This is a genomic window from Vogesella sp. (assembly GCF_046297735.1).
Classification (GTDB): Bacteria; Pseudomonadota; Gammaproteobacteria; order Burkholderiales; family Chromobacteriaceae; genus Vogesella; species Vogesella urethralis.
In genome coordinates this window covers 25,188-47,348 of the sequence record NZ_JBKBHK010000014.1, presented here as the reverse complement: position 1 = coordinate 47,348, position 22,161 = coordinate 25,188, and the positions used below count along the sequence as shown (strand labels likewise).

Here is a 22,161-nt window from a genome sequence, read left to right as displayed (position 1 = left end):
CCTATTCCAGATCAAATACTTAAAGAAGGAAAAAATTAACCCCACAGCCAGATAACATCAAAAAGCACAAGGCCGGCATGCAGCCGGCCTTGTTTCACGGTGACAAAAATTTTTTCGTCATTGCCGGCGATCAATGATGCGGGCGCCGATTTCATACAATTTGCCGCGCTCTACCTCGTTGCAGCGGCGCACTTCCACCAGCGCCTCCAGCGGCTTCATTGGCATGTTGCCAACGCCCGGCACGATCACGATCACTTCTAGCCGCTCGCCATGCTGCGGTACATACATGCAGCGGATGGCCATGCCGTCTACCGACAAGTCCACGCACTCGCCATAGTGGGTTTCACCGGTGTGCAGCGACTTCATCTTGGCACGGCAGCCCATGCGCAGGCGACGGCCTACGCGGCGATCGTGATAGTGGGTGTCAAAGGGCTTCACCGGGCAGTTTTCCTTGTTGCCATGCGGCCAACCAGTGCAGGCCGACCAGGGTTTTGCTATCGGTGATACGGCCATCCAGCGACATGGCTTGCACCTCGTCCACCGGCAACAGCATTACCTCGAGAAACTCGCCCTCGTCCAGCTGGCGGGCCGACAGCGTCAGCCCGGTTGCCAGATAGTAGTGGATGACTTCATCCGCATAGCCGATGCAGGGAAACGCCTTGCCCAGATAGCGCCACTGGCTGGCCTGGTAGCCGGTTTCTTCCAGCAGCTCGCGACGGGCAGTGTCGGCCGGCGGTTCGTGCGGGTCGATCTTGCCGGCGGGAATCTCGATGAAGGTCTGGGCCGCCGGGTAGCGGTACTGCCGCTCCATCACCAGCCTGCCGTCGTCGGTCAGCGCCAGCACAGCCACCGCACCGGGGTGGCGGATGAACTCGCGATACGCTTGGGCACCATCCGGCAAGCTGACCGTGTCGCGCCGCACTTTCAGGAAGCGGCCTTCGAAAACCTGCTCGCTATTCAACTGCTTTTCGGTGAGATCCACGCTTTGTCTTTCTGTTTCGCCATTGTCTAGCCACCGCCCAGCGCCAGCCAGCCATCACCGCAATGTAACCGACAACGGCCAAGATCAGGCCCAGAGCCGGAACACCCAGCAGCAGCGGTTGTCCATGGTGGCTGAGCCATTGCGGCAACCAGCTCATCATTTCAAACCAGCTGCCATCGGGCATGTCAGGCATTGTAGCCGTGTCGCCCTGGCCGAGTAAGAGCCGGCCCAGCCGGTAGGCCACGAAATACAACGGCACGATGGTAAGCGGGTTGGTGTAAAGGGTACACAGCAAGGCCAGTGGCAGGTTAGTGCGAAAATACAACGCTAGCATGCCTGCCGACAGCATCTGTGTCGGCCCCGGCATCAAGCCTGCAAACAAGCCAACGGCAATGGCGCCGGCGATGGGGCGACGCTGTATCGACCACAGCGCTTCCTTGTCCAGATGTACTTGCAGCCAATCCATGCCGGGTTGACGCACCCAATCATGCAGACGATGCATCAAGTGGCGAAGACGACGTTTTACGACTGACATGGCTGCTCCTGGGTAATGGCGGGTAATGACATAGGGTGAAAAATCACAAAAAATTAAAACAAGCGTTTGAACTGGTTCTATAATCGATCACATTGCTGTCCGAAGTGACGGCGTCGTGCCATGCGTCATGGCAACACAAACAGGCCGGCAGCGGCCAACACGAGGAAGCAGCCCTGCGCTGCGACAACACTGGAGAAGAGACATGCCCAGCTACAAAGCTCCCCTGCGCGACTTCGACTTTGTCCTGAACGAGGTGATCAAGGTTCAAGATGTTTTGTCCGGTCTGCCCGGTTACGAGGAAGCCACCCAGGATATCTTCAGTTCCTATCTGGAAGCCGCCGCCCAGTTTTGCGAAAACGAGTTGGCGCCGCTGAACCGTCAAGCCGATGAAGAAGGCTGCAATTTCGACCCCGCCACCAAGTCGGTTACCACGCCGGTAGGCTTCAAGGAAGCGTACAAGCAATTCTGCGAACTGGGCTTTACCGCGCTGGACTGTGACCCGGCCTACGGTGGTCAGGGCATGCCCAAGACGCTTTCTTTCCCCATCATCGAAATGCAGTGCTCCGCCAACGTAGCGTGGTCGATGTACCCCGGCCTGTCGCACGGCGCCTATTCTGCCATTCATGCACACGGTACCGAAGAGCAAAAAGCCACCTATCTGCCGCACCTGGTAGACGGCAGCTGGACCGGCACCATGTGCCTGACCGAACCGCACTGCGGCACCGACCTGGGCCTGCTGAAAACCAAAGCCGAACCTAATGCCGACGGCAGCTACAGCATTACCGGCACCAAGATCTTCATCTCGGCTGGCGAGCACGATCTGTCCGACAACATCATCCACCTGGTGCTGGCGCGCCTGCCGGATGCCCCCAAAGACGTCAAAGGCATTTCGCTGTTCATCGTGCCCAAATTCCACGCCGATGGCAGCCGCAACACCGTGTACTGCGGCAGCCTGGAACACAAGATGGGCATCAAGGCCAACGCCACTGCCGTCATCAACCTGGACGGTGCCAAAGGCTACCTGATCGGCGAAGCCAACAAGGGTCTGGCCTGCATGTTTACCATGATGAACGCCGCCCGACTCGGTTGCGGCATGCAAGGCCTGGGCATCGGCGAAGCCTCGTTCCAGGGCGCGCTGGCCTACGCCCGCGAGCGTCTGCAAATGCGCGCCATGGCCGGCGCCAAGTTCCCCGAGAAAGCCGCCGACCCCATCATCGTGCACCCCGACGTGCGCCGCATGCTGCTGACGCAAAAAGCCTATACCGAAGCCGGCCGTGCGCTGGCCGCGCTACTGGCATTGCAGCTGGACATCGAAGAGAAACACCCGGACGCCGAAGCGCGCGCCGAAGCTGCCGATCTGGTAGCCCTGCTGACCCCGGTAGCCAAAGCGTTCATGACCGACAACGGCTACATCGCGGCCAACCTGGGCATGCAGGTATTTGGCGGCCACGGCTTCATCCGCGAATGGGGCATGGAGCAGCTGGTGCGCGACTGCCGCATTTCGCAGATCTACGAAGGCACCAACGGCATCCAGGCTATCGACCTGCTGGGCCGCAAGGTGCTGCTGGATCAGGGCCAGAAGCTGCGCAAGTTCACCAAGCAGATCCACAAGTTCTGCCAGGCCAACGAAGGCAATGCCCAGCTGGCCGAGTTCGTGGCACCGCTGGCCAAGCTGCTGAAAGACGTCGGTGACATCACTATGGGCATCGGCATGGCCGCCATGAAGGACCGTGACGAAGCCGGCGCCGCCGCCACCGACTACCTGCGTCTGGTGGGCCACCTCACCTACGCCTGGCTGTGGGCGCGCATGGCCGAAGTGGCCTACGCCAAGCAGGACGCTGCCAGCGACGACTTCTACAAAGCCAAGATCGCCACCGCGCGCTTCTACTTTGCCAAGCTGCTGCCGGAAGTGGAAAGCCTGAAAGCCAGCATCAAAGGCGGCGCCAAGCCGCTGATGGCACTGGACGACGAGCAGTTCGCCTTCTAAGCCACCGCTCGCCCTGCACCGCCCCTGTCAGCCCGCTGGCAGGGGCGCTGCCAATACAGTAGCCTTACCGGCTTAACAGGCTGCGGTAAAGCCAGGTCGCTTTACTTTAAAAGGCTTTGGCTCCGTGACCGTGCTGCCTCGATGTCAAAGCCTGCTTGCCCCCGCAAGCAGGCTTTGTCTTTAGTCGCCCCGGCTGGCCAGTGCAGTGACACAGCGTGCGATTGCGGCAACTGTCACCAAGCACCGCGCCGTTTAAGAATGGCTGACGACGACGCTTGCGCCAATACAAAGCCATAAATATATATAATTATATAGTATTTGCCTTGCCAAACCGGAAAACTGCCATGCTATTCGACACCGCTACCTTGCCCGCCAGCGACTGCTATCAGCTACTGACCCACGCCGTCTCGCCGCGCCCGATTGCCTGGATTTGCACCCGCAACGCCGACCACGTCATCAACCTGGCGCCGTTTTCCTTCTTTACCGTGGCCAGCATCGCCCCGCCGGTACTGCTGTTCAGCCAGGTCAACCCGCGCGACGGCCAGATGAAGGACACGCTACGCAACCTGCGCCAGCACGGCGAATGCGTGGTCAACGTGGTCAGCCCGGCACAGGCAGCAGCCATGAACCAGAGCTGCGCCCCCTACCCGCCGCACATCAGCGAGCTGGCCGAAGCGGGTTTGCAAGCTGCGGCCAACCCCATGCTGTCGGTGCCCGGCGTAGCCGGGGCGCCAGTGCGCTTTTTGTGCCGACTGCGCGACATGCAGGTGATTGACCCGCAGCCGATGGGCGGTACCATCGTGCTGCTGGATATTGTCGGTATCGAGGTGGAAGACGCGCTGCTGGCGGATGGCAAACTGCAAGCAGATCTGTTAGCGCTAGTGGGCAAACTGGGCGGCGATCACTACTGCGACGGCAGCCCGCACTTCAGCTTGGCACGCCCGACGCTGGGAAGCTGAACATTTTTCTAGACAAAGCAAACACTTACCGATATAGTGCATGTTGCTTCACGCCAAGAGGCCGCCCACATGCGGCCTCTCGTCATTCCGGATGGCTGCAAACATACAGGCAGCCACCCCCGCTTCGGCCCGAATGTCGCGACCGCCGGTCGCCTTCCGACACAGTCTGCACCAGCAAACTGTCACCGTTCCGCTCCGGACCCGTGCCACCCCAAGGTGGCTACCGCGAAGCACACGCCGCATCGTGATGCCGCTGGCCGCATGGCCAGCTCGATGGCGGCTAATGTTACCGGCTTGCACCGGCAACACCCCCTTAGTTAATACATCGCCCTACCCGCTTGCCTGGCCGTGCCGCAGCGGGCGGCGTGCCATTAGCAGCCCGCGTGCTGCAGGAAACACATTATGAAAATCAATGAACTGAAACCGGGTGACCGCGTTACCCAGCATATCGATAACCAACCGGTCGCTTTTGAAGTGCTGTCCATCCGTCAGCTGGGCCGCCGCGTACAAGTTACCTTCCGCTCGGCGCTGGGTATTGCCAGTGCCAGCTACCAGCAGGATGCCCACATCTGCCTGGCCTAAACCCCGCCATGCTGCGTAGCACGCACCTGCCACGCCAATAAGAAAACCCCGCCAAGGCGGGGTTTTCTGCTGCCTGATTGCACTTAATTGCGACCGCAGCAGGCTTTGTACTTCTTGCCGCTGCCGCAGGTGCACGGGTCGTTGCGGCCAACCTTGTTTTCGTTGCGCACGGTGGTGGGGGCCGCTTCCTTGGCGCGCCAGTAGGCGTAAACCGCCAGTACCGCGTCGTCCAGCTCGCCCTTGAAGCTTTCCAGCTCGCTGGCGCTGAACTGCATCAGCGGCGCTTCGCCTTCTTCGGCGTCGAACATGCCGCCCAGCGCCATCACCGGCATCAACAGCTCTTCAAAGCCTTCGTCGTCAGCGGCTTCAAACCAGTCGGTCGGTACCACGTCCAGGGCGTACATGTAGGCGTTGCACCACGGGCGGAAGTCCGGCTCGTCGCTGTCGTCGTCGCTGTACAGCACCAGCTCCGGCAGGTCGCCATCGGCCAGCGCTTCGGCGGTAGCATCGTAGAATTTCTGCAGCAGCGCGCGCACTTCGGCTTCGTTCTCGCTGCCTTCAAAGCTCGGGGCATCACCCAGCACGTCACCCAGCCAGTCGTCGATACCCAGACGGTCCGGGCCACAGGCCAGTGCTACGAAGAAACCTTGCACCTCGTCCGGGCGCATGGTGGTGCCGGCTTGCGACAGCGGGGTGAGCAGGGTTTCCAGACGGGTGAGGTCGGCTTCGTTGAATTCGGTCATGATGCAATCTCCAAAAGTATGGCGCGCATTGTAGCCCATTCACGCTGCCACAGAATTGTGACAGCACAAAAAACCCCGCCTCGGGCGTAATGCCAGTCAGTTAGGCAAATGTGCTTGGTTTGCAAGTAGCAGGACGTGAGTGAAGCGCCCCATCCCGTTGGCGCGAGCCGGTCAAAATGGTGCGCCCCAGGTTTTAAGACGCCGATTTGTTTGAGCCCCGAGCCGTTAGAGAGGGGCGAGTTCGGCGGCGCCTGGGGCGTGCCATTTTGAACGGGGTTTCGAGCAGCCCCGGGTTGCGGGGGAATGAAAAGGGGGCGGCAATCCGCCCCCTTTCCCGTCTGCCGGGCGGAACCGGCATCTAATCATCGTCCGCATAGCGGACACATTAGCACTCTTCAAACACAACAAACCCCTAGCCAAAAAAAACGCCAGTCAGCGCTAACTGACTGGCATTACGCCTCGGGCGGGGTTGGCCGCACGGCATCAGGCGGTTCTGGCTTCGTCCAGCCCCAGTTTTTCCTTCATTTGCTGGCGCATGACGAATTTCTGGATCTTGCCGGTGATGGTCATCGGAAAGCTGTCGACAAACTCGATGTAGCGCGGAATCTTGTAATAGGCAATCTGCCCGTCGCAAAAGGCGCGGATGTCATCGGCGCTGCAGCTTTCCCCTTCGCGCAGGCGTATCCAGGCGCACAGCTCCTCGCCGTACTTGGCATCCGGCACGCCGATCACCTGCACGTCCTGCACCTTGGGGTGGCGGTAGAGGAACTCCTCGATCTCGCGCGGGTAGATGTTTTCGCCGCCGCGTATCACCATGTCTTGCACGCGGCCAACGATATTGCAGTAACCGTCGTCGTCCATCACCGCCAGATCGCCGGTGTGCATCCAGCCGGCGTCGTCGATGGCTTCGCGCGTTTTGGCCGGGTCGCCCCAGTAGCCCAGCATCACCGAGTAACCGCGCGTCAGCAGTTCGCCGGTGTCGCCGCGTGGCACGATGCGGCCGTTGGCATCCACGATCTTCACTTCCACGTGCGGGTGGATGCGGCCAACGGTGGCTACTTTTTTCTCCACCGGCGTGTCGGTGTGGCTCTGGAAGCTTACCGGGCTGGTTTCGGTCATGCCGTAGGCGATGGTGACCTCGGCCATATGCATCTGCGCCACCACCCGCTTCATTACCTCGATCGGGCACGGGCTGCCGGCCATGATGCCGGTGCGCAGCGTGGCCAGGTCGAATTCGGCAAAGCGCGGGTGGTCCAGCACCGCGATGAACATGGTGGGCACGCCGTGCAGCGCGGTACAGCGCTCTGCCTGCACCGCCTCTAGCACCGCCAGTGGCTCGAACGCTTCGCTGGGGAACACCATTGCCGCGCCATGGGTGACGCAGGCCAGCACGCCCAGCACCATGCCGAAGCAGTGGTACAGCGGCACCGGGATGCACAGCCGGTCGTCCGGGCCCAGGCGCATGGCCTCGCCGACGAAAAAGCCGTTGTTGAGGATGTTGTGGTGCGTCAGCGTGGCACCCTTGGGGCTGCCGGTGGTGCCGGAGGTAAACTGGATGTTGATGGCGTCGTCAAACTGCAGCGTGGCGGCGGTGGCGGCCAACGCGGCGCGCTCTTCTGGGCTGGCCTCCGCCAGCAGGCTGCCAAAGTTCAGCATGCCCGGCGTGGCTTCATCGCCCATGCGCACCACCCAGCGCAGCTCGGGCAAGCGCGCGGCGTGCAGCTGGCCCGGCACGCTGGCGGCCAGCTCCGGCGCCAGGTCGGCCACCATGGCCAGGTAATCGCTGCTCTTGAAGCTGGGCGACAACACCAGCGCGCGGCAGCCCACCTTGTTCAGCGCGTACTCCAGCTCGCTGCGGCGGTACGCCGGATTGATATTGACCAGCACCAGCCCTGCCTTGGCGGTAGCAAACTGCATCAGCACCCATTCCACATTGTTCTGCGACCAGATCCCTACCCGCTCGCCCGGCTGCAAGCCCAGCCGGCGCAGGCCGCAGGCCAGCCGCGTTACCTGCTCGCCGAACTCGGCGTAGGTCCAGCGCACCTGCTGTTGCCGCACGATCAAGGCGTCGCGCGCGGCGTAGCGCTGGCAGGCGTCGTCGAAATACTGGCCGATGGTCTGGCCGATGAGCGGGGTGGCACTGGTACCGTGCACGTAGCTGGGCAAGCGGGTCATGGCGAAGTCTCCGGTGGATGCTGTTGTCTTTGTGCGTGCAACTTACTATTACGTTAACGTAAACTCAAGCACGCCACGGGCAAGGTGGGCAAAAAACGCTACAATCGCGGCAGAACAACAGGAACCATCATGAGCGACGACCGCCTCTTTACCATTTCCGACCTCGCACGCGATTTCGACATCACGTTGCGCACCATCCGCTTTTACGAAGAACAAGGCCTGATCGAGCCGCAGCGCGAAGGACGCCAGCGGCTGTTTACCCACCGCGACCGCGCCCGGCTGAAGCTGATCCTGCGCGGCAAGCGCATTGGCTTGGCGCTGTCGGAGATCCGCGAGATCCTCGACCTGTACGAACTGGCCCGCGACGAAGCCAGCCAGTCGCTGAAGCTGCTGCAGCTCTTGTCCGAGCGCAAGAAGCAGCTGGAAGAACAGCGCCGCGATATCGACGCGGTGCTGGCCGAAATCGTTACCCTGGAGGGCCATTGCCGCCAGGTGATCGACACCGTCACCGGCAAAGACGCCACAAGCTGAGACGTTTTTCACCATCCTGCAGGATGGTTTTGTCATTGCGTATTGACGTTAACGTAAGCGTAAGTCAACATAAAACCATGCACGGCGGAAAAACCGCCTATCAATACAAGGGCCCCCCGGCACACGGCACGCGGGGCACACAGAGACAGCCGCCCGCCCGGGCACGGAGGAGAAAACATGTACAGCAGCCTGCGCTTTGACTTTGGCGAGACCTACGACATGCTGCGCGAAGCAGTGCGCGAATTCGCCGCCAGCGAGATCGCACCGCGCGCCGCCGACATCGACCGCGACAACCTGTTCCCGGCCGACCTGTGGAAGAAGTTCGGCGACCTGGGCCTCTTGGGCATTACCGTGTCCGAGCAATACGGCGGCGCCAATATGGGCTACCTGGCGCACATGATCGCCATGGAAGAAATCAGCCGCGCCAGCGCCTCGGTGGCGCTGTCCTACGGTGCCCACTCCAACCTGTGCGTGAACCAGATCTTCAAGAACGGTAACGACGCGCAACGCCAGAGATACCTGCCCAAGCTGATCAGCGGCGACCATATCGGCGCGCTGGCGATGTCCGAACCCAACGCCGGCTCCGACGTGGTGAGCATGAAACTGCGCGCCGACAAGGTGGACGGCGGCTACAAGCTCAACGGCAGCAAGATGTGGATCACCAACGGCGGCGACGCCGATACCCTGGTGGTGTACGCCAAGACCGACGTCAATGCCGGCCCGAAAGGCATTACCGCCTTCATCGTGGAAAAGGGCTTTGCCGGCTTCAGCCACGGCAGCAAGCTGGACAAGCTGGGCATGCGCGGCTCCAACACCTACCCCATTTTCTTTGACGACTGTTTCGTGCCGGACGCCAACGTGCTGGGCGGCGAAGGCAACGGCGTGAAAGTGCTGATGAGCGGCCTGGACTTCGAGCGCGCCGTGTTGGCCGCAGGCCCGCTGGGCATCATGCAAGGCTGCATGGACGTGGTGGTGCCCTACCTGAACGACCGCAAGCAGTTTGGCCAGGCCATCGGCGACTTCCAGCTGATGCAGGGCAAACTGGCCGATATGTACGTGAAGCTGTCGGCCAGCCGCGCCTACGTGTACGCCGTGGGCCAGGCGCTGGACCGTGGCGAGCAAGGCCGCCAGACGCGCAAGGACGCCGCCGGTGCCATCCTGTACGCCGCCGAAGGCGCCACCCAGATGGCGCTGGACGCCATCCAGTGCCTGGGCGGTAACGGCTACATCAACGAATACCCCACCGGCCGCCTGCTGCGCGACGCCAAGCTGTACGAAATCGGCGCCGGCACCAGCGAAATCCGCCGCTGGCTGATCGGCCGCGAGCTGATGGCCGAAATCCGCTAATACCTGAAAAACATATAGGCCACGAAACCCGCAAAAGAACACGAAAAAGACCCCACTGAACCCGTTTCATCTCTCGGTTTCCTTTCGTGTCTTTTCGTGGGTTTCGTGGCAAAAGGGGTTGTCCAACCATGCCCATCATCGAATCCAAGCTGTCCCCGCGCGCGGCCGACTTTCAGGCCAACGCCGACAAGATGCGCAGCATCGTCGCCGACCTGAAAGCCAAAGTGGCCCGCGCCGCGCTGGGTGGCGGCGACAAGGCGCGCGACAAGCACGTAGCCAAAGGCAAGCTGCTGCCGCGCGAACGCATCGACCTGCTGCTGGACCCGGGGGCGCCGTTCCTGGAGCTGTCGCAGCTGGCTGCCTTCGGCATGTACAACGACGAGGCGCCGGGTGCTGGCGTCATCACCGGGGTTGGCCGCATCAGCGGCATCGACTGCCTGATCGTGGCCAACGACGCCACCGTCAAGGGCGGCACCTACTACCCGATGACGGTAAAAAAACACCTGCGCGCGCAGGAAATCGCCCGCGAAAACCGCCTGCCCTGCGTGTATCTGGTGGATTCCGGCGGCGCCTTCCTGCCGCTGCAAGACGAAGTCTTCCCCGACCGCGAACACTTCGGCCGCATCTTCTACAACCAGGCCAATCTATCGGCCGCCGGCATTCCGCAGATTGCGGTGGTGATGGGCAGCTGCACCGCCGGTGGCGCCTACGTGCCGGCGATGAGCGACGAAACCGTCATCGTGAAGGAACAAGGCACCATCTTCTTGGGCGGGCCGCCGCTGGTGAAAGCGGCCACCGGTGAAGTGGTGTCCGCCGAAGAGCTGGGCGGCGGCGACGTGCATACCCGCATCAGCGGCGTGGCCGACCACCTGGCGCAAAGCGATGCCCACGCGCTGGCCATTGCCCGCCGCATTGTGGCCGACCTGAACTGGCAAAAGCAGGGCCGGCTGGACCGCGCCACGCCGCAGCCTCCGCGCTACCCGGCCGAAGAGCTGTACGGCGTGATTCCGGCCGACAGCAAAAAGCCGTTCGACGTGCGCGAGATCATCGCCCGCCTGGTGGACGACTCCGACTTCGACGAATTCAAGCAGAACTACGGCACCACACTGGTGACCGGTTTTGCCCGCCTCAACGGCTACCGCGTCGGCATCATCGCCAATAACGGCATCCTGTTTTCCGAGTCGGCACTGAAGGGCGCCCACTTTGTCGAGCTGTGCTGCCAGCGTGGCATTCCGCTGATCTTCCTGCAGAACATCACCGGCTTCATGGTGGGCAAGAAATACGAAAACGGCGGCATCGCCAAGGACGGCGCCAAGCTGGTCACCGCCGTGGCCTGCGCCAGCGTGCCCAAGTTCACCGTGCTGATCGGCGGCAGCTTCGGCGCCGGCAACTACGGCATGTGCGGCCGCGCCTACAGCCCGCGCTTTTTGTGGATGTGGCCCAACAGCCGCATTTCGGTGATGGGGGGCGAACAGGCCGCCGGTGTGCTGGCGCAAGTGAAGAAAGAGCAGCTGGGCGACGCGTTTAGCGCCGAACAGGAAGAAGCGCTGAAAGCACCGGTACGCGAGCAGTACGAACGCCAGGGCCACCCTTACTACGCCAGCGCCCGCCTGTGGGACGATGGTGTGATCGACCCGGCACAAACGCGCGAGGTACTGAGCCTGGCACTGGAAGCCAGCCTGTCGGCACCGGTGCAAAGCACGCGTTTCGGCGTGTTCCGCATGTAATTTTTATTTAGCCACGGAAACACACGGGAAGACACAGAAGCAAACCCGACCCCCATAAGACCGGCTCGAAGCAGCATTCGCCTTTTTCCGTGTTCTCGGTATGGTTCCGTGGCAAAAAATGAGAGTAACGTAGGGTGGGCTAAGCGCAGCGTGCCCACCACTCCTGCCTAGCTGGTGGGCACGGCCTGACGGCCTTGGCCCACCCTACCCCGCAGAGGCAGACATTGAAGAGAGGGTTTTCAAATGAACTACAGCACTTTGGAAATCACCCGCAGCGGCCAGGTGGCCACCGTCTGGATGAACCGCCCCGAGTTGCACAACGCGATGAACGAACACCTCATCGCCGACCTTACCGCCGCCTTCCGCGAGCTGAACCGTGACGACGCGGTGCGCGTGATCGTGTTGGCCGGCCACGGCAAAAGCTTCTCTGCAGGCGCCGACCTGGACTGGATGCGCCGCGCCGCCGGCTACACCGAAGCGCAAAACCTGGAAGACGCCAACAAGCTGGCCGCCATGCTGAAGGGCATCTACCGCAGCAAAAAGCCCGTCATCGCCCGCATTCACGGTGCCGCGCTGGCCGGCGGAACCGGCCTCACCGCCGTGTGCGACATCGCCGTGGCCACCGACGCCGCCCGCTTTGCGCTCACCGAAGTGCGACTGGGCCTGATTCCGGCCACCATCGGCCCCTACGTGGCGGATGCCATCGGCTGGCGCCAGGCGCGCCGTTACTTCCTGAGCGCCGAGCGCATCGACGCCGCCACCGCGCTGCGCATCGGCCTGGTGCACGAAGTGGTAGCCGAGGACGCGCTGGACAGCCGCATCGCCGAGATCGCCGCCGAGCTGGGCAAGGGCGCACCGCACGCACTGGCTGCCGCCAAGGAGCTGCTGGGCTGCCTGCACAACAGCTCGCCGCTGGATGACGAACTGCTGTCGGATACCGCGCACCGTATTGCCGCCATCCGTATTACCGACGAAGCCCGCGAAGGCCTGGCCGCCTTTTTCGAGAAGCGTCCGCCTAGCTGGCAATGATTTTTCGCCACGGAAACACACGCAAGACACGGACAAGCGCGCAAGTCATCCGCCAGCCGTGACTTGCGTGCGCTTCGTGGCCAGACAGGACACACCATGCACGCCTACCCTACCCCTTGCGCCAGCCGCGTTGCGGCCAACCCTGCGCCGGCCGCCCCCGAGGTAAACCGCCCCATGTTCAGCAAGATCCTCATTGCCAACCGCGGCGAAATTGCCTGCCGCGTGATCAAGACCGCCCGTGCCATGGGTATCCGCACCGTGGCGGTGTACTCCGACGCCGACGCCGGCGCCCGCTTTGTGAAGCTGGCCGACGAAGCCTGGCGCCTGGGCCCGGCCCCGGCGGCCGAGTCTTACCTGAAAGCCGACCTGATCCTGGACATCGCCCGCCAGAGCGGCGCCCAGGCCGTGCACCCCGGCTACGGCTTTTTATCGGAAAACGAAGACTTCGCCGCCGCCTGCGAAGCCGCCGGCATCGCCTTCATCGGCCCGCCAGCCAGCGCCATTGCCGCCATGGGCAGCAAGTCGGCCGCCAAGGCGCTGATGGAAAAAGCCGGAGTGCCGCTGGTGCCCGGCTACCACGGCGACGAACAGGCCCCCGCCTTCCTGCAGGCCCAGGCCGACGCCATGGGCTATCCGGTGCTGATCAAGGCCAGCGCCGGCGGTGGCGGCAAAGGCATGCGCATCGTGGAAAAAAGCGCCGACTTCGAGGCTGCGCTGGCCAGCTGCCAGCGCGAGGCGCGCGCCAGCTTTGGCGACGACAAGGTACTGGTAGAGAAATACCTGACCCGCCCGCGCCACGTGGAAATCCAGATATTTGCCGATAGCCTGGGCGGCTGCGTCTACCTGTTCGAACGTGACTGTTCGGTACAGCGCCGCCACCAGAAAGTGCTGGAAGAAGCGCCGGCACCGCACCTGCCGGCCGACACCCGCCGCGCCATGGGCGAGGCCGCCGTGGCCGCCGCCCGCGCCGTCGGCTACGTGGGCGCAGGCACCGTCGAGTTCATCATGGACGTCAACAGCGGCCAGTTCTACTTCATGGAAATGAACACCCGCCTGCAGGTAGAACACCCAGTGACCGAGATGATCACCGGCCAGGACCTGGTGGCATGGCAGCTGAAAGTGGCCTGCGGCCAACCGTTGCCGCTGGCACAAAACCAGCTGCAGATTCGCGGCCACAGCATCGAGGCGCGCATCTACGCCGAAGACCCGGACAAAGGCTTCCTGCCGGCCACCGGCACGCTGGTGCACCTGGTGCCGCCGCCGGAAAGCGGCAATGTGCGGGTGGATACCGGCGTGCTGCAGGGCGACAGCATCAGCCCGTTTTACGACCCGATGATCGCCAAGTTGATCGTGTGGGGCGAAAGCCGCGAAGCCGCGCTACAGCAGCTGGACGCTGCGCTGGCCGCCTATCAGGTGGTGGGCGTCACCACTAATATCCGCTTCCTGCGCCGCATTGCGGCCAACGTGGACTTTGCCAGCGGCAACGTGGACACCGGCCTGATTGCCCGCCACCACGACAGCCTGCTGCCCGCGCCTGCCGCGCCAAGCGCGACACAGCTCGCCCTGCTGGCACTGGCCGAAGTGCTGGCCAGCCAGGCCACCGGCGACGATGCCTTTGCCGCGCTAGCCGGCTGGCGCCTGAACGGCAGCCACACCCGCAGCATCCGCTTCGAACAGGGTGACACCCGCCACAGCGTGACGCTGCAACACGATACCGATGGCTACCGCATCGCCGCCGCCGGCAGCACGCTGCACGCCCAGGCCAGCCTGCACGGCCATACGCTGCGCGTGACACTGGACGGCAAGCAACTGGCCGCCACCGTGGTACGCCACGGCCGGCAACGCGTACTGTTTGCCGACGGCGAACGCGTGGCGCTGGACTACGTGGACCCGTACGCCTTTACCGAAGGCGGCGTACACGGCGAAACCCACCTCAAGGCACCGATGCCGGGCCGCGTGGTGGCACTGGTAGCCGAAGCCGGCGCCCGCATCGCCAAGGGCGAGCCGCTACTGATCCTGGAGGCGATGAAAATGGAACACACCATCACCGCCCCGGCAGACGGCGTGGTGAAGGCGTTCTACTTTGCCGCCGGCGAGCAGGTAGGCGACGGCGACGAGCTGGTGGATTTCGAGGCGGATTGAATCAGCCACCGGCCACGAAACCCACAAAACAACACGAAAAAGCATGCGTAGCATGGTAAGAGGCGAGTACGTGAGACACGGTTCATTCGAAACATTTAGTGCTTTTCGCGGATTTCGTGGCCCAAAAGGATGAAAACATGACACACGTGAAGATTGTGGAAGTCGGCCCGCGTGACGGGCTGCAGAACGAAAAACAGACCGTGCCGCTAGCGGTGAAGGTGGAGCTGATTCAAAGGTTGGCCGCCAGCGGCCTGCTGAACATCGAAGCCGGCGCCTTTGTGTCACCCAAGTGGGTGCCGCAGATGGCAGATAGCGCCGAGGTGCTGCAAGCGCTGCCGCTGGACGGCACGGTGAACTACCCGGTGCTGGTGCCCAACGACAAGGGCCTGGACGCGGCGCTGGCCGCCGGCGTGCGCGAGATTGCCGTGTTCGGCGCCGCCAGCGAGGCCTTTAGCCAGAAGAACATCAACGCCAGCATCGCCGAGAGCCTGCAGCGCTTCGAATCGGTGATGAAGCGTGCGGTGGCGGCCAACGTGCGCGTACGCGGCTACGTGTCGTGCGTGGTGGGCTGCCCGTACGAAGGTGCCATCGCGCCGCGCAAGGTGGCCGAGGTGGCCCATGCGCTATACGACATGGGCTGTTACGAGATCTCGCTGGGCGACACCATTGGCGTAGGCACGCCGGACAAAGTGACCGCCATGCTGGACGCGGTGAGCGAGCAAGTGCCGGTAGCCAAACTGGCCGGCCACTTCCACGACACCTACGGCATGGCCATCGCCAACATCCACACCGCGCTGCAAGCGGGCGTGCGCACCTTCGACAGCTCGGTGTCTGGCCTGGGCGGCTGCCCGTACGCCAAGGGCGCGTCCGGCAACGTGGCCACCGAAGACGTGGTGTATCTGCTACACGGCCTGGGTTACCACACCGGGGTGGATATGGATAAGCTGGTGGCAGCCTCGCACTTTATCGCCCAAGCGCTGGGGCGGGCGCCTGGTTCCCGCCTGGCGCAGGCGTGGCCTGGCACGGCGGCCGGCTGATGCGATAGTCATTAATAGCAGTGCTGTTTATAAAACACCACCGTATTTTGCAAGCATTGTTTAATATAAGAAATCTTAATGTAAACAAGGTTTTATCAAGGCACGGCCGGTAAAATTTATTGCTATCTTTGCTTGCCAAGGTGTTTTGCCCCCCGTATCATGCAAGCATATCGATAAGTTCATGCTCCATTGAGCAGGAGAATCAACCATGACCAAGAAATTCATTCTTGCTGCAGCGCTGGTGGCGTCTGTGTCCTATGCAGCCACGTCTTCGTCCGCGATGACTCCGGCTCAAGTTCAAACCAACATGGCTGCCGCAGTTAAAGCCAAACAGCCGATCAGCACCGTGGTAAGCCAGGCAATGGCTGCCAAGCTGCACCCGGCCGCCGTGGTAGCCGCAGCGGTAACCGCCAGCGCTACCCCGCTGGACATTGCTACTGCAATGCACGCCAACAAAGCCGACATGCAGCTGGTTAAAGCCGCCATGATTGCTGCCGGCGTTGACGAGAAAACTGCTCAGGCCGCCATCGACGCTGTAGTAGGCGACGTAGTAGCTTTGCTGGATGTAGAACCGACTGCAGCGGGTAACGCCGCACAAAGCGGCCAGATCGGTGGTATCGGCAACGGTGCCGGTAGCGCCCTGTCGTTCTCCAGCAGCCCGTCCCTGGGCGGCGGCGGCGGTGGTAGCGTAAGCCGCAACTAAGCCTTACTTCCCCCGCGAAGAAAAAAACCGAACGCAAGTTCGGTTTTTTATTGCCCCCGCTGATGGAGACACCGCATGCTGCGGACACCACACCTGCCGCAACTGGCCTGGTGGCTGTTTTGCCTTACCTTGTTATTGATGCCGCTACCGCTGGGTGGCAACCGCTCGTGGATACTGCTGATTGTGGTGCCCGGCCTGGCGGCCACCTGGGCGCTGCTGCTGGCCAGCCACGATAGCCGCCAGCAACTTGGCCGTGCCATACGGCTAGCCGGTATACCGCTGGCCTGCCTGGCCGGTATTGCGCTGCTGCAAAGCGTACAGTCGCTTGCCTTGCCCGCCAGCTGGTTGGCCACCATATCGACGGGCCTGGGCCAGGTATGGCAAGGCCAGCCGGGCGGCAGCCTGTCGCTGGACCGCTTCAACACCCAGCTCTACGCCACGCTGACACTGTGCTATGCCTCTGCCTTCATTTTCATTCAGTACTTTGCACTGCAATCGGCCAGGCTGATCAAACGGCTGATGCTGGCGCTGGTACTGGCCGGCATCTTCCAGGCGGTAGTGGGCATTTACCTGTACTCGGTCAACGCCGACTACACGCTGTTCCACTTTGCCCTGCACCACGTACGCACGCTGGGTACGTTTACCTACCACAACCACTACGCTTTTTATCTGGTGATGGCGCTATGCCTGGGCCTGGGCCTGATCATGGCCGAGCCGGCCGCACAGCAAGGCGGCGGCTGGAAACACCACCTGAACAAGCTGCTGGCCTTTGTGGAAAGCCGCAAGATGCTGCTGCGCCTGGGCCTGATTGTGGTGGTGATTGCGCTGGTACTGACCAAGTCGCGCATGGGCAACGCCGCCTTCTTTACCGCGCTGCTGGCCAGCATGGCGCTGTACCTGTTTCTGGTAAAACCACGCAACAAGAACCTGCTATGGCTGGTAGCCAGCGTGGTAGTGATCGACATTGTGGTGCTGGGCAGCTGGGTAGGGCTGGACAAGGTAGCCGAGCGCATAGGCAACACCGCACTTAGCAAAGACAGCGCCACCTTGAGCGCTATGATACGCGGCCAGGAAAACAGCCCGGAATGGCCACGCGACGAATCGGTAGAAGCCCGCTTGCTGCCGGCCGATTATGCAGTAAACATTATCAAAGACTACCCGCTCACTGGCACGGGAGCCGGGTCATTCTATACAATTTTCCCGACATACAAGCCCGCCACTGTAAACCATTTCTACGATCATGCACACAATGATTATGTAGAGCTGCTTACAGATCATGGATTTATCGGTATTTCCTTGTTCGCTGCTCTTGTTCTGTGTGTCATAGCACGTACAATTGCGGTGTTAAGACACAGGAAGTCGGCGCTAGCCAAAGGCCTGGCTTTCTCTACGACCATGGCATGCTGCGCCGCACTATTACACAGCCTGGTGGATTTCAACCTGCAGGTTCCCACCAACGCCATGCTGTTTACCTGCATTTTAGGCTTGGGCTGGAGCGCCGGTTTCATCGAGCGCCCTGCCCGGCAGCTTTAAAATTTATTTTATTATCGAATGATGTGGAGCCCCACCATGTACAAACTGACCCCCCTGGCGCTGGCCCTGTCGCTGCTGAGTGGCTATGCCGTGGCACAATCTGCCCCTAACGCTGCCATTCCGCAGGCTGTAGACATCTACACCCTGAAAGAGCAGGTAGACCCGGATGGCGCCATGCGGGTGGGCAGCTTCTACCTGTACCCCACCGTGGGCATTACCTTTGGCCACGATGACAACGTTAACGCGGTCAACACCAATACCAAGTCGTCCAGCGTGTTCAACCTTAGCCCCAGCCTGCTGCTGGAACAGCTGAACGCCGCTGGCGATACCTACAGCCTGGGCTACCGTGGTTCTTACACCCGCTATACCAGCAGCAGCAAAGATAACAACGACACCCACGAAGTACAGGGCCAGGTTGCCATTCAGTACGACCCGCGCCTGAACACCCTGTTCCGCGCCGGCGTGCTGCTGGATTCTGACGCGCGCGAACTGACCGACCGCCCGGAATCGGACCGCCCCGACAAATACCGCAACACCTACGCCAACTACCTGGTGGGCTACGGCGCCAATGAAGCACCGGGCCGCGTAGAAGCCGAAGTGAAGTACAACAACAAGCGCTACACCAACAACCGCAGCACCACCCTGGACGGTGACCTGGACGCGTTTGACCTGGCTGGCCGCTTCTTCTACCGCGTGGCCCCCAATAGCCAGGTATTTGTAGAAGCCCGCTACACCGACTTCGACTACAAACTGGCCACCCCCGACCAAGACAGCACCGAACAGCGCCTGCTGCTGGGCTACACCTGGGACATCACCGCTGCCACCCAGGGCACCATCAAGGCCGGTAACCTGAAAAAAGACTTCACTTCCAACACCCGTAAAGACTTCAACGGTTTGACCTGGGAAGGCAATGCCAAATGGATGCCGGTAGAGTACTCCACCGTGGAGCTGACCACCCGCCGCGCTACTGACGATTCCACCGGCACCGGCGATTACATCAAAAACCGCAAATACGGCATTGCCTGGACCCACAAGCTGACCGATCTGTTCTCTGTCAACTTGGCTTACTCCGACATTCATAACGACTACGTTAACGGCAACCGTCTGGACAAGATCAAGCTATACAGCGTAGGCGTGGGCTATGACGTACGCCGCTGGATGAAGATGTCGCTGGAATGGAAAACCGCCGATAACGATTCCACCGTACGCGCCAGCAGCTACAAACGTAACGTGATCATGCTCAACACCCAGATCGGACTGTAATTTCATGGCCCAAACCGCATTTCAACGTAGCTCTACGCTGAAACGCTGGCTGTCTGCAAGCCTGCTACTGGTAGCAGGCTTGCAGCCTTTGGCAGCCAGTGCCCAGGCAACACTAGCCGTACCCGCCAGCGCAGCCGGCCTGTTTTCTACCTACCAGTTGGGCGCAGGTGACATGCTCACCATCCGCGTACTGGGCGAACCCGAACTGACGCTGGAAAAAATCCGCCTTACCGACGCCGGCACCCTGTCGTACCCGGTACTGGGCGAAATCCGCCTGCTGGGCCTGACCGTAGGCGAGCTGGAAAAACTGATTGCCGACGGCCTGCGCGGTCGCTACCTGATAAACCCGCAGGTATCGGTACAGATGGACGAATACCGCCCGTTCTACGTGAACGGCCTGGTAGAAAAACCCGGCAGCTACCCATACCAACCGGCCCTTACCGTACGCAAAGCGGCGTCGATTGCCGGTGGCCTGAAGATTCGCGCCTCGCTGGACAAGATTTACGTTATCCGCGCTAACGACCCGCGCCAGGAAGCCATCAAGGCCGACATGAACACCCCCATCTACCCCGGTGACACGGTGGTGGTGGAGCAAAGCTTTTTCTGATTGACACGCTGAACAGAGCGCCAAACGGCGCGGAGATACCGAATGTCGCTTTTTGGTGAACAAACCAAACCCGCAGTGCCTGCCGCCAAGCCAGCACTGCTGCTGAACGACGGCGAACAACAGCAAAGCTCGCCGCTGCTGGAATACTGGCGCATCGTCAACGCCAAGAAGTGGGGCATTCTGGCCCTGGGCGTGGCCGTAGCCGCCGTGGCGCTGGTAACCACCCAGGCCATGCGGCCAACCTACCGCGCTACCGCCGAAGTACTGATTGAAGCCAACAAGGCCAAGGTACTGTCCATCGACGAGGTATACGGTGGCGTAGGCAGCAACCGCGAGTACTTCCAGACCCAGGCCGAGATCATGAAATCGCGCGAGGTAGCCCTGCGCGCCATCAAGAAACTGAAGCTGTGGGAGCACCCCGACTACAACCCGCGCCTGGAAAAGCCGCCGGTACACCAACCGCTGCTGGACATGTTGGGCATGGAACGCAAACCGCAGCCGCAGTGGAACGAAGACCTGCTGGCCGCGGCCGTTTACCAGCAAATCGCGCTGGGTAAAGACCTCAACATTCAATTGGTACGTCTGAGTCAGCTGGTAAACGTGTCGTTTGATTCTACCGACGCCAAGGTAGCCGCCGACTTTGCCAACGCCGTGGGCGAAGCGTATATCGAGAACGACCGCGAAGCGCGCTTCAAGATGACGCAGCAAGCCAGCGACTGGCTGCAAAACCGCACCAAGGCTCTGCGCGAGTCGCTGGAAGCGTCCGAACGCAAACTGCAAGACTACCGAGAAAGAATGGGTGTCATCAGGGTTGATTCGACTAACCAGTTTGGCACTGCAAAGCTGATTGAAGAAGTGACGCAACGCTTGGTGGAAGCACGCATGCGACGTGCAGAAGCCGAGAATGCTTACAATCAAATCAAAAACAGCAAGATTCAAAACCTTAACTCTATTCCGGCCGTTATACGGAACCCGCTGCTGCTTGATGCACAGCGGCAGCTTGCTGATGCAGAACGTAAGCATGCCGATGTATCTCAACGCTATGGCCCGGAACACCCGCGCATGGTTCAGTCGCAAGCTGAACTTTCTGCTGCACAAGAGAACCTTAAACGGCAAGTGACTGCGATCACTTCTAGTGTGACGAACGACTACGAAGTAGCCCGCGCCACCGAGCGCAGCCTGGAAGCCACGCTAGGCCAGGCCCGTGGCGGCGCCCAGGCCGACAACCGCAAGAACTTTGAACTGGCCGTGCTGGAACGTGAAGTGGCATCCAACCGCCAGCTGTACGACATGTTTGTTACCCGCGCCAAGGAAACCGCCGCCTCGCAAGACCTGCAAAGCAGTATTGGCCGTGTCGTGGATTATGCCGAAGTACCAGAATTGCCAGAAGCGCCCAAGAAAGCCCAGATCACCCTGATGGCTTTTGTACTGGCCCTGCTGCTGGGTGCTGCCACTGCCCTGCTGCGCGCCCGCTTGGACAACACGCTGAAACTGGCTGGCGATGTGGAAAACAAGGTAAAACAGCCGCTGCTGTCTACCTTCCCCATGCTGGACAAAAAACAGCGCCAGCAAGCCGCCACGCTTAGCCAGCAGGACCCGCACACCCCGTTTGCCGAGGCAGTACGCACCGCCAAAACCGGCGTGCTGCTGTCTGACATCGACCAGGAACGCCGCGTGCTGGTAGTCACCTCCAGCCTGGCTGGCGAAGGCAAAACCACCACCTCGTGCAACCTGGCACTGTCGCTGTCGCAAAACAAGCGCACGCTGCTGATAGACGCCGACATGCGCCGCCCGTCGGTAGCCGCCTCGCTGGGGCTGGACCCGCACGCCGCCGGCCTGTCCGACCTGATAGCCGGCACCAAACAGCTGGCCGACGTACTGCAGCAGCTGCCGGGCAGCCAGGTAGACCTGATCAGCGCCGGCACCCTGCCGCCCAACCCGCTGGACCTGCTGCTGTCGCGCCGTTTTGACGAGCTGCTGGCCACCCTGAAGCAGCAGTACGATATGATCATCATCGACAGCGCACCGTGCGAAATGGTAAGCGACGCCGTAGCCTTGGCCCCCAAAGCCACCGGCATGATCTACGTAGTACGCGCCGGCGAAACCGCCGCCCCGCTGGTAGTAAAAGGCACCCGCCGCCTGCAGCGTGCCGGCGGCCACCTGCTGGGCATTGTGCTGAACGGCGTAGACCTGAAACAGGCCGAACGCTACGGCGACTACGGCACCTACGGCCAGTACTACGGCAACTACGGTGCCCCGGCCAAAAAATAAGGCAGCCC

19 protein-coding genes are annotated in these 22,161 nt (G+C 61.6%); 14 read left to right on the top strand and 5 right to left on the bottom strand.

The features are described from left to right. Positions 1-117: 117 nt before the first annotated feature. Genes ACK4FZ_RS14540 through ACK4FZ_RS14530 form a run of 3 tightly spaced genes read right to left on the bottom strand, consistent with a single transcriptional unit; the run spans position 118 to position 1,517 of the window. Positions 118-438 carry a PilZ domain-containing protein gene (locus ACK4FZ_RS14540; RefSeq protein WP_409822051.1) on the bottom strand — a complete coding sequence of 107 codons (321 nt, stop codon included), beginning with the start codon at positions 436-438 and terminating at the stop codon, positions 118-120. Next, the gene (locus ACK4FZ_RS14535) at positions 425-982 is read right to left on the bottom strand and encodes an NUDIX domain-containing protein (RefSeq protein WP_409822049.1); all 558 of its coding nucleotides are present in this window, start codon (positions 980-982) and stop codon (positions 425-427) included. Before ACK4FZ_RS14535 ends, ACK4FZ_RS14540 begins: the two co-directional genes overlap by 14 nt. Next, entirely contained in the window at positions 954-1,517 is a 564-nt protein-coding gene (locus ACK4FZ_RS14530; RefSeq protein ID WP_409822047.1) for a DUF2062 domain-containing protein, read from the bottom strand. The genes ACK4FZ_RS14535 and ACK4FZ_RS14530 overlap by 29 nt, the downstream gene beginning before the upstream one ends. Positions 1,518-1,719: 202 nt before the next feature. On the opposite strand from ACK4FZ_RS14530, the gene ACK4FZ_RS14525 reads away from it, so the two are divergent. From ACK4FZ_RS14525 to ACK4FZ_RS14515, 3 genes are all read left to right on the top strand, one after another. Beyond that, entirely contained in the window at positions 1,720-3,504 is a 1,785-nt protein-coding gene (locus ACK4FZ_RS14525; protein ID WP_409822045.1) for an acyl-CoA dehydrogenase C-terminal domain-containing protein, read from the top strand. A 344-nt stretch (positions 3,505-3,848) separates the two neighbouring features. Beyond that, positions 3,849-4,463: a flavin reductase family protein gene (locus tag ACK4FZ_RS14520; RefSeq protein ID WP_409822043.1), complete on the top strand. Its 615-nt coding sequence runs from the start codon at positions 3,849-3,851 to the stop codon at positions 4,461-4,463. A gap of 402 nt (positions 4,464-4,865) precedes the next feature. Next, positions 4,866-5,045, top strand: coding sequence for a hypothetical protein (locus ACK4FZ_RS14515; protein ID WP_144372027.1), 180 nt, complete (start codon positions 4,866-4,868; stop codon positions 5,043-5,045). Positions 5,046-5,128: 83 nt separating this feature from the next. Here the strand turns inward: ACK4FZ_RS14515 and ACK4FZ_RS14510 are convergent, their stop codons facing one another. Next, entirely contained in the window at positions 5,129-5,788 is a 660-nt protein-coding gene (locus ACK4FZ_RS14510) for a UPF0149 family protein (RefSeq protein WP_409822041.1), read from the bottom strand. Between the two features lie 483 nt (positions 5,789-6,271). Then, positions 6,272-7,963, bottom strand: coding sequence for an AMP-binding protein (locus tag ACK4FZ_RS14505; protein WP_409822039.1), 1,692 nt, complete (start codon positions 7,961-7,963; stop codon positions 6,272-6,274). A 129-nt stretch (positions 7,964-8,092) separates the two neighbouring features. Here ACK4FZ_RS14505 and ACK4FZ_RS14500 point away from each other — a divergent pair, with 129 nt between their 5' ends. From ACK4FZ_RS14500 to ACK4FZ_RS14450, 11 genes are all read left to right on the top strand, one after another. After that, positions 8,093-8,494: a MerR family transcriptional regulator gene (locus ACK4FZ_RS14500; RefSeq protein ID WP_144372031.1), complete on the top strand. Its 402-nt coding sequence runs from the start codon at positions 8,093-8,095 to the stop codon at positions 8,492-8,494. A gap of 177 nt (positions 8,495-8,671) precedes the next feature. Then, positions 8,672-9,841, top strand: a complete 1,170-nt coding sequence (locus tag ACK4FZ_RS14495; RefSeq protein WP_409822037.1) for an isovaleryl-CoA dehydrogenase — start codon at positions 8,672-8,674, stop codon at positions 9,839-9,841. Positions 9,842-9,969: 128 nt separating this feature from the next. Beyond that, positions 9,970-11,568: a carboxyl transferase domain-containing protein gene (locus ACK4FZ_RS14490; protein ID WP_409822035.1), complete on the top strand. Its 1,599-nt coding sequence runs from the start codon at positions 9,970-9,972 to the stop codon at positions 11,566-11,568. Positions 11,569-11,811: 243 nt separating this feature from the next. Further along, positions 11,812-12,597, top strand: a complete 786-nt coding sequence (locus ACK4FZ_RS14485) for an enoyl-CoA hydratase/isomerase family protein (RefSeq protein ID WP_409822033.1) — start codon at positions 11,812-11,814, stop codon at positions 12,595-12,597. Positions 12,598-12,693: 96 nt separating this feature from the next. Then, the gene (locus ACK4FZ_RS14480; RefSeq protein ID WP_409822031.1) at positions 12,694-14,739 is read left to right on the top strand and encodes an acetyl/propionyl/methylcrotonyl-CoA carboxylase subunit alpha; all 2,046 of its coding nucleotides are present in this window, start codon (positions 12,694-12,696) and stop codon (positions 14,737-14,739) included. Between the two features lie 137 nt (positions 14,740-14,876). Continuing rightward, positions 14,877-15,776 (top strand): hydroxymethylglutaryl-CoA lyase, encoded by a 900-nt coding sequence (locus ACK4FZ_RS14475; RefSeq protein WP_409822029.1) that lies wholly within the window; start codon positions 14,877-14,879, stop codon positions 15,774-15,776. Positions 15,777-15,984: 208 nt separating this feature from the next. Further along, positions 15,985-16,479, top strand: coding sequence for a hypothetical protein (locus ACK4FZ_RS14470; RefSeq protein ID WP_409822027.1), 495 nt, complete (start codon positions 15,985-15,987; stop codon positions 16,477-16,479). Between the two features lie 75 nt (positions 16,480-16,554). Then, positions 16,555-18,012 carry an O-antigen ligase family protein gene (locus tag ACK4FZ_RS14465; protein WP_409822025.1) on the top strand — a complete coding sequence of 486 codons (1,458 nt, stop codon included), beginning with the start codon at positions 16,555-16,557 and terminating at the stop codon, positions 18,010-18,012. 36 nt (positions 18,013-18,048) lie between these two features. Continuing rightward, positions 18,049-19,275, top strand: a complete 1,227-nt coding sequence (locus tag ACK4FZ_RS14460; protein ID WP_409822023.1) for an outer membrane beta-barrel protein — start codon at positions 18,049-18,051, stop codon at positions 19,273-19,275. Positions 19,276-19,279: 4 nt separating this feature from the next. Continuing rightward, positions 19,280-19,882 carry a polysaccharide biosynthesis/export family protein gene (locus tag ACK4FZ_RS14455; RefSeq protein ID WP_409822021.1) on the top strand — a complete coding sequence of 201 codons (603 nt, stop codon included), beginning with the start codon at positions 19,280-19,282 and terminating at the stop codon, positions 19,880-19,882. Between the two features lie 42 nt (positions 19,883-19,924). After that, on the top strand, positions 19,925-22,153 hold the full coding sequence (locus tag ACK4FZ_RS14450) for a GumC family protein (protein ID WP_409822019.1): 2,229 nt from the start codon (positions 19,925-19,927) through the stop codon (positions 22,151-22,153). The last annotated feature ends 8 nt before the right edge of the window (positions 22,154-22,161 follow it).